This window comes from Veillonella parvula (assembly GCF_024461875.1).
Lineage (GTDB): Bacteria > Bacillota > Negativicutes > Veillonellales > Veillonellaceae > Veillonella > Veillonella parvula_I.
Genome location: NZ_JANGAL010000004.1, coordinates 16663 through 30835 on the forward strand (window position 1 = coordinate 16663; position 14173 = coordinate 30835).

The 14173-nt window shown below is 39.1% G+C and carries 16 protein-coding genes; 3 read left to right on the top strand and 13 right to left on the bottom strand.

Features of this window, described 5'->3' with window-relative positions:
- Window positions 1–31: 31 nt before the first annotated feature.
- The 8 genes from NE668_RS07510 to ylxM form a co-directional block, all read right to left on the bottom strand.
- Window positions 32–1078 carry a DUF4178 domain-containing protein gene (locus tag NE668_RS07510; protein WP_227037952.1) on the bottom strand — a complete coding sequence of 349 codons (1047 nt, stop codon included), beginning with the start codon at window positions 1076–1078 and terminating at the stop codon, window positions 32–34.
- Window positions 1075–1890, bottom strand: coding sequence for a tRNA (guanosine(37)-N1)-methyltransferase TrmD (trmD, locus tag NE668_RS07515; RefSeq protein WP_227037951.1), 816 nt, complete (start codon window positions 1888–1890; stop codon window positions 1075–1077). The genes NE668_RS07510 and trmD overlap by 4 nt, the downstream gene beginning before the upstream one ends.
- Before the next feature lie 120 nt (window positions 1891–2010).
- The gene (rimM, locus tag NE668_RS07520) at window positions 2011–2508 is read right to left on the bottom strand and encodes a ribosome maturation factor RimM (RefSeq protein ID WP_004698509.1); all 498 of its coding nucleotides are present in this window, start codon (window positions 2506–2508) and stop codon (window positions 2011–2013) included.
- Window positions 2508–2915 (bottom strand): YlqD family protein, encoded by a 408-nt coding sequence (locus NE668_RS07525; RefSeq protein ID WP_227037950.1) that lies wholly within the window; start codon window positions 2913–2915, stop codon window positions 2508–2510. Before NE668_RS07525 ends, rimM begins: the two co-directional genes overlap by 1 nt.
- A 14-nt stretch (window positions 2916–2929) precedes the next feature.
- Window positions 2930–3157, bottom strand: coding sequence for a KH domain-containing protein (locus tag NE668_RS07530; protein WP_004695567.1), 228 nt, complete (start codon window positions 3155–3157; stop codon window positions 2930–2932).
- 21 nt (window positions 3158–3178) lie between these two features.
- Window positions 3179–3442 (bottom strand): 30S ribosomal protein S16, encoded by a 264-nt coding sequence (rpsP, locus tag NE668_RS07535; RefSeq protein ID WP_004695565.1) that lies wholly within the window; start codon window positions 3440–3442, stop codon window positions 3179–3181.
- Window positions 3443–3502: 60 nt separating this feature from the next.
- Window positions 3503–4855, bottom strand: coding sequence for a signal recognition particle protein (gene ffh / locus NE668_RS07540; protein WP_012864101.1), 1353 nt, complete (start codon window positions 4853–4855; stop codon window positions 3503–3505).
- Complete coding sequence (ylxM, locus tag NE668_RS07545) at window positions 4845–5180, bottom strand: YlxM family DNA-binding protein (RefSeq protein ID WP_004698456.1); 336 nt, start codon at window positions 5178–5180, stop codon at window positions 4845–4847. The genes ffh and ylxM overlap by 11 nt, the downstream gene beginning before the upstream one ends.
- Window positions 5181–5479: 299 nt before the next feature.
- Here ylxM and NE668_RS07550 point away from each other — a divergent pair, with 299 nt between their 5' ends.
- Window positions 5480–6805: an FAD-containing oxidoreductase gene (locus NE668_RS07550; protein WP_227037949.1), complete on the top strand. Its 1326-nt coding sequence runs from the start codon at window positions 5480–5482 to the stop codon at window positions 6803–6805.
- A 188-nt stretch (window positions 6806–6993) separates the two neighbouring features.
- Here NE668_RS07550 and NE668_RS07555 read toward each other — a convergent pair whose 3' ends face one another.
- Both NE668_RS07555 and NE668_RS07560 read right to left on the bottom strand, forming a co-directional pair.
- Window positions 6994–7521: an ECF transporter S component gene (locus NE668_RS07555; RefSeq protein WP_008603416.1), complete on the bottom strand. Its 528-nt coding sequence runs from the start codon at window positions 7519–7521 to the stop codon at window positions 6994–6996.
- 207 nt (window positions 7522–7728) lie between these two features.
- On the bottom strand, window positions 7729–9903 hold the full coding sequence (locus NE668_RS07560; RefSeq protein WP_227037948.1) for a heavy metal translocating P-type ATPase: 2175 nt from the start codon (window positions 9901–9903) through the stop codon (window positions 7729–7731).
- Between the two features lie 411 nt (window positions 9904–10314).
- Between NE668_RS07560 and NE668_RS07565 the strand changes: the two genes are divergently transcribed.
- Window positions 10315–10977, top strand: coding sequence for a YigZ family protein (locus NE668_RS07565; protein WP_012864096.1), 663 nt, complete (start codon window positions 10315–10317; stop codon window positions 10975–10977).
- 14 nt (window positions 10978–10991) lie between these two features.
- Here the strand turns inward: NE668_RS07565 and NE668_RS07570 are convergent, their stop codons facing one another.
- The gene (locus tag NE668_RS07570) at window positions 10992–11177 is read right to left on the bottom strand and encodes a hypothetical protein (protein WP_004695548.1); all 186 of its coding nucleotides are present in this window, start codon (window positions 11175–11177) and stop codon (window positions 10992–10994) included.
- Window positions 11178–11372: 195 nt separating this feature from the next.
- Between NE668_RS07570 and NE668_RS07575 the strand changes: the two genes are divergently transcribed.
- A complete protein-coding gene (locus tag NE668_RS07575) occupies window positions 11373–12263 on the top strand; it encodes a LysR family transcriptional regulator (RefSeq protein ID WP_012864095.1) in 891 nt (296 codons plus the stop codon).
- A 188-nt stretch (window positions 12264–12451) separates the two neighbouring features.
- Here NE668_RS07575 and NE668_RS07580 read toward each other — a convergent pair whose 3' ends face one another.
- Both NE668_RS07580 and NE668_RS07585 read right to left on the bottom strand, forming a co-directional pair.
- A complete protein-coding gene (locus tag NE668_RS07580; RefSeq protein ID WP_012864094.1) occupies window positions 12452–13402 on the bottom strand; it encodes a dihydroorotate dehydrogenase in 951 nt (316 codons plus the stop codon).
- The gene (locus NE668_RS07585; protein ID WP_012864093.1) at window positions 13402–14169 is read right to left on the bottom strand and encodes a dihydroorotate dehydrogenase electron transfer subunit; all 768 of its coding nucleotides are present in this window, start codon (window positions 14167–14169) and stop codon (window positions 13402–13404) included. The genes NE668_RS07580 and NE668_RS07585 overlap by 1 nt, the downstream gene beginning before the upstream one ends.
- Window positions 14170–14173 lie beyond the last annotated feature (4 nt).

Consider the following 14173-nt stretch of genomic DNA (forward strand, 5'->3'; position numbering starts at 1 on the left):
GTTTGATTTCGTAACTGAAATCAATACTATATCAATCTTTTATTATATTTGATAACGTCTTACGACCCTGCTTATTCTTTAACTCCACCATATACGCATATCGTAACAATATTTCACTGTCATTTCTAATAGTCGCTAATCGTGTATCCTCCGAATCTGACAAGTTTTTTAATTGCCCCACTTCAACATACGTAGTGCCATTAACCACACTAATAACAGATACATCTTTAGTCGTATAAATGACAATCCACTGCTCAGGGGACTTAGTATCTTGTTTAATGGTATAAACCTTGCCATACACAGCATCGATAAGATCGATAGCCGTTGCATTTGGATCTTGCTTTGACGTATATACCATCAAACCGTCTTTTGTACCTTGCGGTTCATAATAATAGGAATCTTTAATGCGCTCTTCCATGGTATATGGGAAGCCTACTTCATCACGCAATTCATGCCAAGACATATCTCCTATAAACAAATATCCAAAAAAGAATAAAATGATTCCCCAACTCAGACCCAATTGTGTCCATTCTTTTCTCCTCGCTGCATTACGAATCTTTTTACTCACTGCTTGAGCAGCCTGATCTCGCCGTCGATGTACATCAGACAAACGAATCCTCTCACCTTGAGCCTGATCCGTCAAACCACCATGCCAGTCCTCAATAAAGAATACATAGGTTTTATCCTTTTTAATTGATCTATATTCTTTATAATCTGCTTCGTCGCCACTTCTAGCCTTCGATTGCCCCTCCACAGCTACGACACGTTCTATACCTTTATCATGTAGTCTATATCCTGCAGGAGGGGTTGAACGTAAAACTGTTTCAGAAAAAGTGCAATATTCTTTTTCACCGTTTACAATGGTAAGCCATTTTTTATCCGTCCCATTAACGGGCATAAGACCATATTCGGTCCAAGACTGAGCTCCTTTGGAAACACCTAGTTCTTTTTTATAATTTTCATCATTAAGATCATAACGTATTGTTTTATCAACTATAAACTCTTGATAAGAAATGACCTCCCCGACTACATATCGTTTTCCCTGAATCTCTACAACATCATAACACTTAAAATTCATAGCCTAGACTCTTCTGCAATAATTTCTTTTAACAGTTTAACTTCCTCTTTTGTTAATGGTCGTTCCAATAAATCAGGCCGTAATAATCGTGTTCTTTTTAGTGCTTCCTTTTGACGCCATGCGGCAATATTTTTATGATGACCACTACGCAATACATCTGGAACAGTCCAACCTCTAAATTCTGGTGGTTTTGTATATTGTGGGCATTCTAAAAGGGGCTCATAAAAAGAATCCTCTTGGGCCCCACTAGCTGAGCCTAATACACCGGGAATCATGCGAGCCACTGCATCAGTAACTACCATAGCTGGCAACTCACCACCGGTCAATACATAATCACCAATAGAAATCGTTTCATCTACAAGATGTTTCTCTACGCGATAATCTACACCTTCATAATGACCACAAATAAGAACCACTTGATCATAGCTAGCCAATTCACGAGCCTTCTCCTGTGTGAAAGGCTGTCCTGTAGGTCCCATAAAGATAATACGACGTCGTATACTTTCATTAGGATTACCAATAAGACTCATTTCATCACACATCTCATCTGTGGTATAAATATCATTAATATCACTATCATATTGAGCAATAACGGATTCTACGGCTTCAAAAATAGGAGGTGCCATCATAAGCATACCAGCCCCACCACCATATGGTGTATCATCTACTTGGCCATGCTTATTATGGCTAAAATCTCGAGGATTCGTTACACCCACAGATAGACGTTCTGTCTCAATAGCTCGTTTTATGATGGAATGATTAAAAAACGCATCAAAAAAATCTGGAAATAAAGATACAATATCAATACGCATAAACCGTCCCCTGTACTTATTAACTCACATTAACCCATTAGTATTATCTATATATAGCTATATTATATAACTTTTACGCTAATATACCTATATGTAGATAAAACAAAACCGCCCAAAGGATTATATCCATTCAGGCGGATCTACGATCATCAATTTATTTTCCACATCGATGTCTTTAACGACCTCTTCAATGGCTGCAAATAATTGATCTGGTTCCCCATCTTTGGAGACCACATATACATCATTAGCACCAGGTTGTAATACATCAGTAACTGTGCCAAGCACGTTACCCATAGTATCTTGTACCTCAAGACCAATGATATCAAAAATATAGTAACGACCTTCTGGCAATTCCACTAAATCTTCACGACGAACTTGAATTGCTTTCTTACTGAATAGTTCAGCCGTATTGCGATCAGGAATTTCCTTAAAAGATGCTAAAACAAATTGCTTGTGAAATCGTGCGGATGCAACGTGGTATTCTTTACCATCGATGTAACAGGCATCCATATGCATAAACCGTTCTGGAAAATCGGTTTGAGGCATAATACGAAGATCACCCCGCACACCGTGCGGGGCGATGATAACACCTATTGTGATGAAATCGTTATGCTTCATTATTGACGAAACGCAACGATCTTACCGTCTTCTAATAGGATTTCAGCGCCCATCAAGGCATCCAAATCATCCCCGATTTTAACGGTAACTGTTTGCTCTAATGTACCTTGAGGAATTTCAGTTCCTAAAGACAACTCCTTAGCATCCTTCAATTTAGCTGTTACTTCTTCTTTGAAAGCCAAGCGTTTATTTTTTTCTTCGTCGATTTGTTGACGAATAGCAGTAAGACTTGTAGCATCAACTTTAGCTGCATCAGCCAAAATACGTTGGGCTTGAAACTCAATTGCTTCCAAATCTTTATTTACCATATCAAGGCGAGTTTCAAGATCGGATACAATTTTCGCTTTCAAGTCGTCTGTTACTTTTGCTTTTACTGCTACAGGGACACGTAATGTCATTTCTTCCATTGGAATACTCCCTTTTAGACAATATCAACAGATATCTTTTTGTTCTCTTTAATAGCCGCCGCTTTCACCACAGAGCGAATCGCTTTAGCAATTCTACCTTGCTTTCCGATGACTTTACCCATATCCTCTGGGGCTACATGAAGTTCATAAACTTCCACATTCCCCTTTTGGACCATGGTAACAGAAACGGCATCAGGCTGCTTCACTAATGATTTCGCAATTAATGAAATTAATTCTATCATCACAGTATGCCTCTCTATTAATTACTTTTTAGCGTCTGCAAATTTTTGCATAACGCCTTGTTTTTTGAACAAGGAGCGAACAGTGTCAGTAGGCTGAGCACCTTTAGCTAACCAAGCCAAAGCTTTTTCTTCGTCTACATTAACGATAGCTGGTTGTTTAGTAGCATCATATTGACCAATTGTGTCAACAGGACGACCTTCACGTGGAGCACGTGCGTCAGCAACTACGATACGGTAGAAAGGAGCTTTTTTAGCACCTAAACGAGTCAAACGAATTTTTAACATTGTGAAATTCACCTCCTTATACTGATGTAAATGGACAAGTTCAGCGCCCCTGTCCATGTATTACATAAACGGTAATTTAGGCATTCCAGGGAAGCCGCCCTTACCGCCACGTAAACCTTGCATGCGCTTCATCATCTTCCGCGCTTCTTCAAATTGTTTCAACAAGCGATTTACATCTTGAACCTGTGTACCAGAACCTAATGCAATACGCTTGCGGCGAGAACCATTAAGAATACTCGGATTTTCTCGCTCTGCCGCCGTCATGGATGTAATGATAGCCTCAATACGACGCACCTCTTTACTATTCAAATCAAGGTCCTTTAATTGGTCCTTAATTTGCCCCATACCTGGCAACATGCCAATAATATTTTGTAATGGCCCTAACTTTCTCACCTGGTTCATCTGTTTTAAGAAGTCATCCAAAGTGAAATTGTTTTTCGCCATTTTCTTTGCCATTTCACGAGCTTCTTCTTCATCGATGGCACCTTGAACATTTTCAATCAACGTTTTAAAGTCGCCCAAATCTAGGATACGAGAAGCCATGCGATCTGGATAGAATACATCGAAACCATCCATTTTTTCGCTCACACCAGTGAACTTGATTGGCAAGCCTGTTACAGCTTTGATAGATAATGCAGCACCACCGCGCGCATCACCATCAAGTTTAGTAAGGATAACACCATCAACACCTAATTTTTCATTAAATGTTTGCGCTGTTGTTACCGCATCTTGACCGATCATAGAATCTACAACGAGTAGAATTTCATGAGGTCGAACAGCAGCTTTGATATTGGACAACTCATCCATGAGGACTTCATCAATTGCCAAACGACCTGCTGTATCGATAATAACAACATCTTTCAACATATGCGTGCTTTGCTCTACGGCACGACGCGCAATATCTACTGGATTTGCACCAGGTGTTTCATCCGAAAATACTGGAATATCAATTTGCTTACCTACTACTTGCAACTGAGTAATCGCAGCTGGACGATATACGTCGGCAGCGACAAGCATCGGACGTTTACCTTGTTTGCGTAAGTATACAGCTAGTTTACCAGCTGTTGTGGTTTTACCAGCACCTTGCAAACCAACGAGCATAATAATTGTTGGTGGCTTGCTAGAAATCATGATACGACTTTGTGTACCACCTAAGAGAGCCGTTAACTCATCATTTACGATTTTAATAACCGTTTGAGCTGGATTCAAGGAACCGAACACCTCTTCACCGAGGGCCTTTTCCTTAATGGACTTAACAAAGTCCTTCGCTACCATAAAATTAACGTCCGCTTCTAATAGAGCCGTACGTACCTGACGCAACGCAAGATTGACATCATCTTCTGTAATTTTGCCCTTCCCCTTTAAGGATTGAAAGGCTTCTTGCAGTTTTTCTGACAAGCTATCAAATGCCATAATATCCCTCCATTTGCGCCAATACTTGTTGCACCTTAGTTTCGGACAACACCTCTTTAGGCAATGTTGCTTTCAACTGTGAAAGCAAGCCTTCCCGTTGTTCATATTGTGCCACCAAGTGCAATTTTGATTCGTAATCATTTAAAATGTGTCGAGCACGCTGTAAATTATCGTGTACAGCCTGTCGTGATACGCCTAATTCCTCAGCAATCTCGCCAAGGGACATATCATCTTCGTGGTGAAGTTGTAAGGACATGCGTTGCTTGTCCGTCAACAATGGCCCATAGAAATCTAAGAGCAAACTTATGAGCACTCGTTCTTCCATTTCGCCACCTCCATCACTGTCAAGTCATATTACTTTACATATACTACCGTACATAAAGAAATGTGTCAAGTAGAAATACTTAACACACTTAATTTATTGATATAATCACAGATATACAGGCTATCTCATCCCCTTTAACAAAAAACCAATAAACTAATTGACTACCTTAACATAATCATTCTAGACAAATTTAATTCATAATCAATGATAATTAATTCTAATTTCTACTTTTATATCTATAATAATATGCTATAATATCAATATCTAATATTTTCAATATAAAAGATAGGAGGTATTGTATGAATACCAAACAATATGACATTATCGTCTTAGGTTTCGGCAAAGCTGGTAAAACCTTAGCCGCAAAATTTGGCTCTATGGGCAAATCTGTAGCCATGATTGAAGAAAATCTTCTAATGTACGGTGGTACATGTATTAATATCGCATGTATCCCTACTAAGACGATGATCATTGCCGCATCAAAAGGCTTATCATACGATCAAGTATTAAACCAACGTGAAGTTGTTACATCTCGCTTACGCAATAAAAACTTCGGTATGTTAGATACAAATGAACATGTCGATGTCTATACTGGGCATGGTGCATTTATTAGCAATAAAGAAATCGCCGTTACCGCTGGCGAGGATAAGATTATATTATCTGCTGACACTATCGTTATAAACACTGGTGCTGTAGCGATTAAACCTAATATTTCTGGCATTGATACGGCTACAGGTTTCTATAATAGTACAGAGATTCAACAATTACCTACTCAACCTAGTACATTAGGTGTTATCGGCGCTGGTCCTATCGGCCTTGAATTTGCCAGCCTATATGCTAAACTAGGTGCAAAGGTAACAGTATTTAATATTGAATCTGGTATCTTAAAACGAGAGGAACCGATCGTACAAGAATTAGCTAACGAGTACTTGACTGAGCAAGGTATTGCTATTCTTAATGATGTAACATTAAACTCTGTATCCAATGATGGCGACAAACCAGTTATCACCGCTAATAATCAAAACTATACTTTTGATGCTGTTCTATACGCTACAGGTCGCAAAGCCAATACAGCTAATATTGGTTTAGAACATACGGACATCGCTACTAACGAACGCGGTGCTATTGTAGTTAATGATACCTGTGAAAGCTCCGTCCCTGGTGTATACGCAGTCGGTGATGTAAACGGTGGTCCTCAATTCACATATATATCTCTTGATGACTTCCGTATCGTATTTGGCGCACTTACTGGTAACAGCCAGTATACCTTAAAAGATCGTAAAAATATTCCTTATACTACCTTCTTAACACCTCCACTTTCTCGTGTAGGTCTTACAGAAGAAGATGCAATCAACCAAGGATATACGGTTAAAACGAAAGAAATGCTCGTAGCTACCATGCCTAGAGCACATGTAAACGACTATTTAAAAGGCGCCTTTAAAATTGTTGTGGATGCGGATAACGACTTAATCCTAGGCGCTACACTCTATTCTCAAGGCGCAGAAGAATTGATTAACTTAATTAAAATGGCTATGGATAATAACATTCCATATACATATTTCAAAAATCAAATCTTCACACACCCTACAATGGCAGAAAACTTAAACGACCTTTGTAATTTCTAATAGTTTAATAGCTAATACAATCACTAATTCTAAAATAATAACCTAACCAAAAAGCCTTTAGACGCTAAACTAATTTAGCAACTAAAGGCTTTTGTATTTATCGATATGATAGTTTATTTATCAATGTATCAGATTATTATAGCTTTTTTAGCAGTGCCTAACTAAAACATGCTAAGACATTGTAGCAATTAATTTTTAGTAAACAATCTGCGCACTATCGTTTGTAATTTAGGGGTTAATACAATAGCAACCACAATTCCTGCGGCACTTGTAATCAAAGAGTATTGAATTTTACTAGCCGCCACGACCGCACTTTCAAGAACGAACCACCACGCAAGGAAGTAGCCAAAAGCGGTCCAAACAGCACCAATAATAAGGGCTACTAAAATACGACCAAAGGATGCAGTTGGTTTTGTAATAGAGGGTGGCAAATAGCCTGCAGTCATACCACCTACGATAAGTCCTGCAATTCCTTTAATAAAGAAAGAGAATACGATGTACTGTGTATGACCACCAAAGAGATCAAATAGTGCAGATCCAATTGCCGCACCCAAGCCTCCATATAATCCACCAAAAAGTATAGATGTTGTAAAGAGTGCAGCCGATCCTAAATGAACCATAGCGCCACCTGGTATTTCAATGCGAATTGTAGTAGCCACTGCACATAACGCGGCAATAAAACCAATATAGACAATGTCTCGAGTACTTAATTTCATAATCATGAACCTCTCTTTTAAATCAATTACTATATTCAGTATAACAAATCATAAGCCGTCTAAAAACACCATTATCGTAGGAATTAAATATCCATTTCACGTCTCAATATAAGATATAAATATATACTTAACTATATGTCTGTAGATATAATAAAGCACCTATACATCTGTATAGGTGCTTTATAGTATTCAATTATATGTATAATCTTAAATTTTAGCTCGTTTCAAACGAAGTGAATTACTTACAACTGTAACAGAGCTAAATGCCATCGCTGTACCAGCAATCATAGGATTTAACGCACCAATAGCGGCCAAAGGAATGCCAATACAGTTAAAGATCAATGCCCAGAATAGGTTTTGTTTAATGTTGGTCATTGTCTTACGGCTGAGGCGTACAGCTTGTTCCAGTGTATGCAAATCATTACGTACGAGGACGATATCGGCTGCTTCTACAGCAATATCTGTACCACTGCCAATAGCAAAGCCAATATCTGCCGTAACAAGAGCCGGAGCATCATTGATACCGTCACCAACCATCCCCACTACAAGACCTTTATCTTGCAATTCTTTTACCTTGCTAGCCTTATCTTGAGGCAATACTTCAGCTATAACATGGGAGATACCCGCCTGTTTAGCAATATATTGAGCAGTTCGACGATTATCACCAGTAAGCATCCATACATCAATACCTTGAGCATGTAACTCTTTTACAACCTCGATAGTTTCTGGACGTAATTCGTCTTCTACAGCCCACAAAGCACTAACAACGCCATCTACAGCTAGAACAGATACGGAAGCACCTTGTTCTTCAAATTGTAAAATATCTTCTTGAACCGCCGTTAAATCATAACCTAGTTCATTCATCCAACGACTGTGCCCAAGTTGTACGGATACGCCTTGGTATGCACCTTGTAACCCTTTACCTGGTACATCAGCAAAACTTTCAAGTTCAACAGCTTTACCTTTATAGCCATGATCTTCACCATAGTAAACCATGGCCTTTGCAATCGGATGAGATGTACCACTTTCAAGAGCCATCATAATAGACATATTAGTACTTTCATCACCATTATAATTTTTAAAAGCCGTCACATCCAATACACCCTGTGTAAGGGTACCGGTTTTATCCATAACAATGGCATCGAGTTTACCCGCTTTTTCAAGATATTCTGCACTCTTGATGAGCACACCGTGTTCCGCACCAAGGCCAGACCCAACCATGATAGATGTTGGTGTAGCAAGGCCAAGCGCACAAGGACATGCGATAACCAGTACCGCTGTTGCATTAATGAGAGCAACGTTAATAGAATCTCCCATAATGAAGTACCACACAAGACCTGTCAAAACAGCAAGGCCAATAACGGTCGGTACAAAATATTGAGCCACGATATCTGCAATACGTTGAATACTAGCCTTGGAGGTTTGTGCCTCTTCTACAACCTTGATAATTTGAGACAACATCGTATCGGAACCGATACGCTTGGCTTCCATGGTAAAAGCACCACTTAGGTTTATAGTAGCACCAATAACTTCAGAACCAACTTGTTTTTCTACCGGTAAGCTTTCACCGGTCAGCATAGCCTCATCTACTGTGGAATATCCCTCAGTAATCGTGCCATCAACAGGGATTTTTTCACCTGCACGAACTTGTAAAATATCACCGGCTACCACCTTAGATGTAGGGATATCAATAAATTCTCCATCACGCAACACATGAGCCGTTGCAGGTTGTAAGGCAATCAATTTTTGAAGTGCTTCGGAGGTACGCCCTTTTGCAATCTCTTCTAAAAGTTTACCAAGAAGGATAAAAGTAATGAGCCACGCAGAGGTTTCAAAATATATTCCATGAGGGCCTAATTCAGGGTGAAATTGCCAGTTATAGATACTGAATAGATAAGCTACCGTCGTGCCCATTACTACGAGTACATCCATCGTAAGCGCCCCATTTTTCACTGCACTCCAGGCGCTCTTATAGAACATAAGACCAGGACCGAACTGAGCAATAGTAGCAAGAACAAACTCTACCCATACAGGCAATGCCTGAATACCAAATCGATGTAAGGTCATATTAATCATCATCGGTACTGCCATACAGGCGGCAATAATAAGTCGTATAATATGAGGTTTTAAGTTAACCTTTTCTATTTCTTGCTTTGTTTCGTCTGCTTCTGTAGCACCAAAACCAATATTCGTAATGGCATCAATAATCTGTTGTGAATCTATAGTAGCGCCATCTTTATATTCAACGCTCCCCTTTCGAGTTAAGAGGTTGACCTTAACAGATTCTACGCCCTCGACTTTAGAAACAACGTTTTCAACGCGTTTTACACAGGCTGCACAGTGCATACCTGTAATATCAAATTCTTGTTTTTTTACGCTCATATTCATAGGCCTTTCTACTCTGTAGATACATATATCTTATCTTACAACTTACTATATTATTACAAATCCGTACTATATTTTGTATCTATATACTTAAATATACGTCTAAACATCGGTCTATAAAAATGATATATACCCTATTGTAAATAAAATAGCCATAAACACGTTCACTAAGAATGTTTAATATACTCTAAAACTTCAATATTGAACATATTTCATGAGTAACTACTCATATATCTATATTTAATAATAACATAAATTCTCATTACGTCAATATCCTACCAAATATAGGGTGGTATTTCTTTTTTATAAGGGAATTAACCGCTTTTACCTATACATAGCCTTCATAAATAGATTATAATAAAGTGATGATGAATAAACATAAACTTTGATTCCAAAGGAGGTGAATATATGTCTGAATCAATAAGCCCTACTGTGGAATTTATTTCTCTAGCAAAAGAATTTCGCCATGAATATGTTGTTGAAAAATCACGGTTTATAACAACTGTATATCCTTGCAAGACTGAAGAGGAAGCCCAAACCTTTATAAGCCGCATCAATAAAGAATTCTGGGATGCGCGCCATAACTGTACAGCCTATGCATTAGGCCCACAGCAAGAACAACAACGATCTTCCGATAATGGAGAACCATCAGGTACAGCAGGTAAACCAATGCTAGAAGTACTCAAAAAGACTGGCATTACCAATGTAGCCGTCGTCGTAACGCGTTATTTTGGAGGTATTAAATTGGGCGCTGGTGGCTTGATTCGGGCCTATTCACACTCTGTTGCGGAAACCTTACGTCTTGCCCCTAAAGAACTACATACAACACGAACCCGAGTACAAGCAAAGATTGACTATTCGCTGTATGGAGCAGTAGAAAGATATGCCCAAGACGAAAAATTACATTATGAAGCAAGCTTTGGTGAATATGTAGACATTACAATTCTAATACCACCTACTGATGTAGAGCACATACAAAAAGAGCTCCAAGACATAAGTCATGGAGCTGCTACTTGTACTGTATTAGATTCTATTGAGGTGGTACTACCACTAGATAAATCATCTAGTTAGTAGATTCCAAACTTTTAATTGCCGTTATTAACTAAACCGGCTATGCCTTGACCGAGTTCACGACGTTTTTCCTTAGTCATAGGATAAGGCCATACTCGTTCTAATTGTTTTTTCCGGCTAATTTTATTACGAGCCGTCATTAATCTACGTGCTTCCCAATTACGAATTGCTTGACCTAAGGTTCTTTTTACCACGCCCATAGTAGTACCTGCTTTCTTAACTCTTGTTGTATATCAAAATTTGTGATAAGTATAGAAAGATAATTTAAAACTCAATTTACTTTCTATTACTTTGTTGAATTTAGTATATATAGCATTTTATTAAATGTGAAATGACCGTTACTTAGTTCGTTATAATTTTTATTTATCATATTATGTGTATAATAGGGAGATTCTATGGATACATCTTACTACCACAATTTTATTACCCTTGTTCAAACGGGCAATATGACACAGGCCGCAGAGATTCTTCATATTACACAACCAGCGTTAAGTAAGCAGTTGAAATATTTAGAGGCTGAATTTGGGGCTCAATTAATCAACATTAAACGCGGCCAACGAGGATCAAACTTACAATTAACAGATGCTGGTAAAATCTTCTACGAAAAAGCGCAACAACTCTGCTCTATTGAAGAATCTACATATAATGCTGTACAACAATTGAATTCACGCATTGAAGGTACTTTACGTATTGCGACGTCTGCATCTCGTTCAACGCCAATCGTACAGCAATATTTACCAGCTTTTTCCATGAAATATCCATCTGTCCATTTTGAAATTTATGAAGGACTTATGACAAATGTAGTGACCCAACTCATCAATGGTAGCGCCGAATTAGGTATCGCCAATATTCAAATGGTAGATGTCGATAAATTCGATATCCTTCTTACCCAAGAAGAGCATTTATACGCTATTTTCCGTCGTGATGTATTCTGGACAGATCGTGAGCATGATACCATCACGTGGGAAGACATAAAAAAATGTCCTCTATCCCTTTCTGGTGGCTCTGTTCGAATGATTATGCAGTCTAGCTTAACAGATATGGAGCAACTTAATGCAGTAGCTATAACTACAACAAAAAGCTCAGCTATTGAGTGGGCCTCTTCTGGTCGTACAGTTTCTTTAGTCCCAATGGACGCTAAGGAACTTATTAATCATCGCAAAATGGCTCGCATCAAATTGCCAGAATTCTCGGGAGATTTCAAAAAAGCTTTTATCACACTTAAAGGCCATGCACTTTCCCCAGTAGCACAGCAATTTATTGACTTTTACAAAGCCTATGTATAATCATATTTGTACATACTATTACCATAATATGACATTAACAGCTCATATGATTGGTACCTATTTGATTATAGATGCCAATACAATACATAAGAAAAGACCTAGTACAATTTGTACTAGGTCTTTTTGTATCAGATTTTACATTACGGCAATGCTTATGGTTGCTTAAGTTCACCGTAGATAAGATTGTGTTAAGCTTGATGAACAGCACCTACAATATCAGTGATGCTGTTAAGATTATGTTGTTCTACATATTCGCTCATTTCACGGGCAATACGTGAAATTGCTGTTGGATCTACCATCGTAGCTGTACCAACTTGAACAGCTTGCGCCCCTGCCATCATAAATTCGATAGCATCTGTGCCAGTCATGATACCACCAAGACCAATAATAGGAATAGTTACCCCTTTATAAACTTGATGAACCATGCGAAGAGCCACGGGCTTTACGGCTGGGCCAGATAATCCACCATAAATATTCCCCAATACAGGTTTACGACGGTGAATATCTATAGCCATGCCCAACAAGGTATTAATGAGACTTACTCCATTGCCACCACCGGCCTCAACAGCCTTTGCGATTTCTACAATGTCTGTTACATTTGGTGAAAGTTTTACAATAACGGGCTTATCTGTTACTTTACGAACCGCTTTTGTTACCTGTTCTACTACCTTTGGATCTATACCAAAAGCCATGCCTTCACATTCTACATTTGGGCAAGATACATTAACTTCAAGGCCTGCAATACCATCTACAGATAGTGTCTCTGCCATCCACGCAAATTCCTCTACCGTACCAGCAGACATATTCGCTAGCAATGGTACATCATATTTCTCAAGATCCGGTAGAATTTTCCTAACAAAATGTTCAGCCCCAGGATTTTCAAGGCCAATGCAGTTCAATACGCCAGATGGTGTTTCTGCAATGCGAGTGCCAGGATTACCATGACGACCTTTAGGTGTTAAGCCTTTTACAGAAATAGCACCTACTTCATTACTAAGGTCTAAATAACCAGCATACTCAGGGCCATTACCAAAGGTGCCAGATGCAGCAATAATAGGATTTTTCATCTTAATTCCGCAGTAATCAATAGCAAGCTTTGGATTTGGCGTAACAGTGTTATTTAAATCGCGTTCACGCATTAAAAGAACACCTCCTCAGCTGGGAATACAGGACCATCCTTACAAACCTTATAACGTTTGCCACCGGCACCATCACAAGCGCAACCTAAGCAACCGCCCGTACCACATCCCATGCGCTCTTCTAAAGATACTTGGCATGGCACATCGAGTTCTTTAGCCACTTGTGCTACGCCTTTCATCATAGGCATAGGACCACAAGTCATAACAGAAGTAAACGAATTAGCATTAATTAGGTCAGGCATGATTGCTGTAGGGAAGCCTTTTGTACCTACGCTACCATCATCAGTAGTGATGTGGACTTGAACAGGCGTATCTTTAAATAAATCAGCCCAGAAGGTTTCGCTTTCATTTCTAAAACCAAGAATAACTTGTGCTTCTTCACCTTTTTGCAAATGGGATGCGATACATAGCATCGGTGCAATACCAACGCCACCGCCAACGAGAAGCATATTCTTAGATGTTACAAATGGTTCTCCCAAAGGACCTAAGCAATCTAGAGTATCGCCAGGAACGAGACGTGTCATAATTTCAGTCCCCTTGCCTACAACGCGATACAAAAGGGTAATCGTACCCTTTCGGGCATCAAATCCAGCATAGCTAATAGGACGGCGCAATAATGGCGCCGTAGAGTCCGCTACGCGAACATTACAAAACTGTCCTATCTTTGCTTCTGCTGCCTGTTTTGGTGCGTGAATATCCATAATCCACACATCAGAGCCTATTTGCTCATTGCGAACGACTTCGCCCTGTTCTACATAGCCACTCATGGTT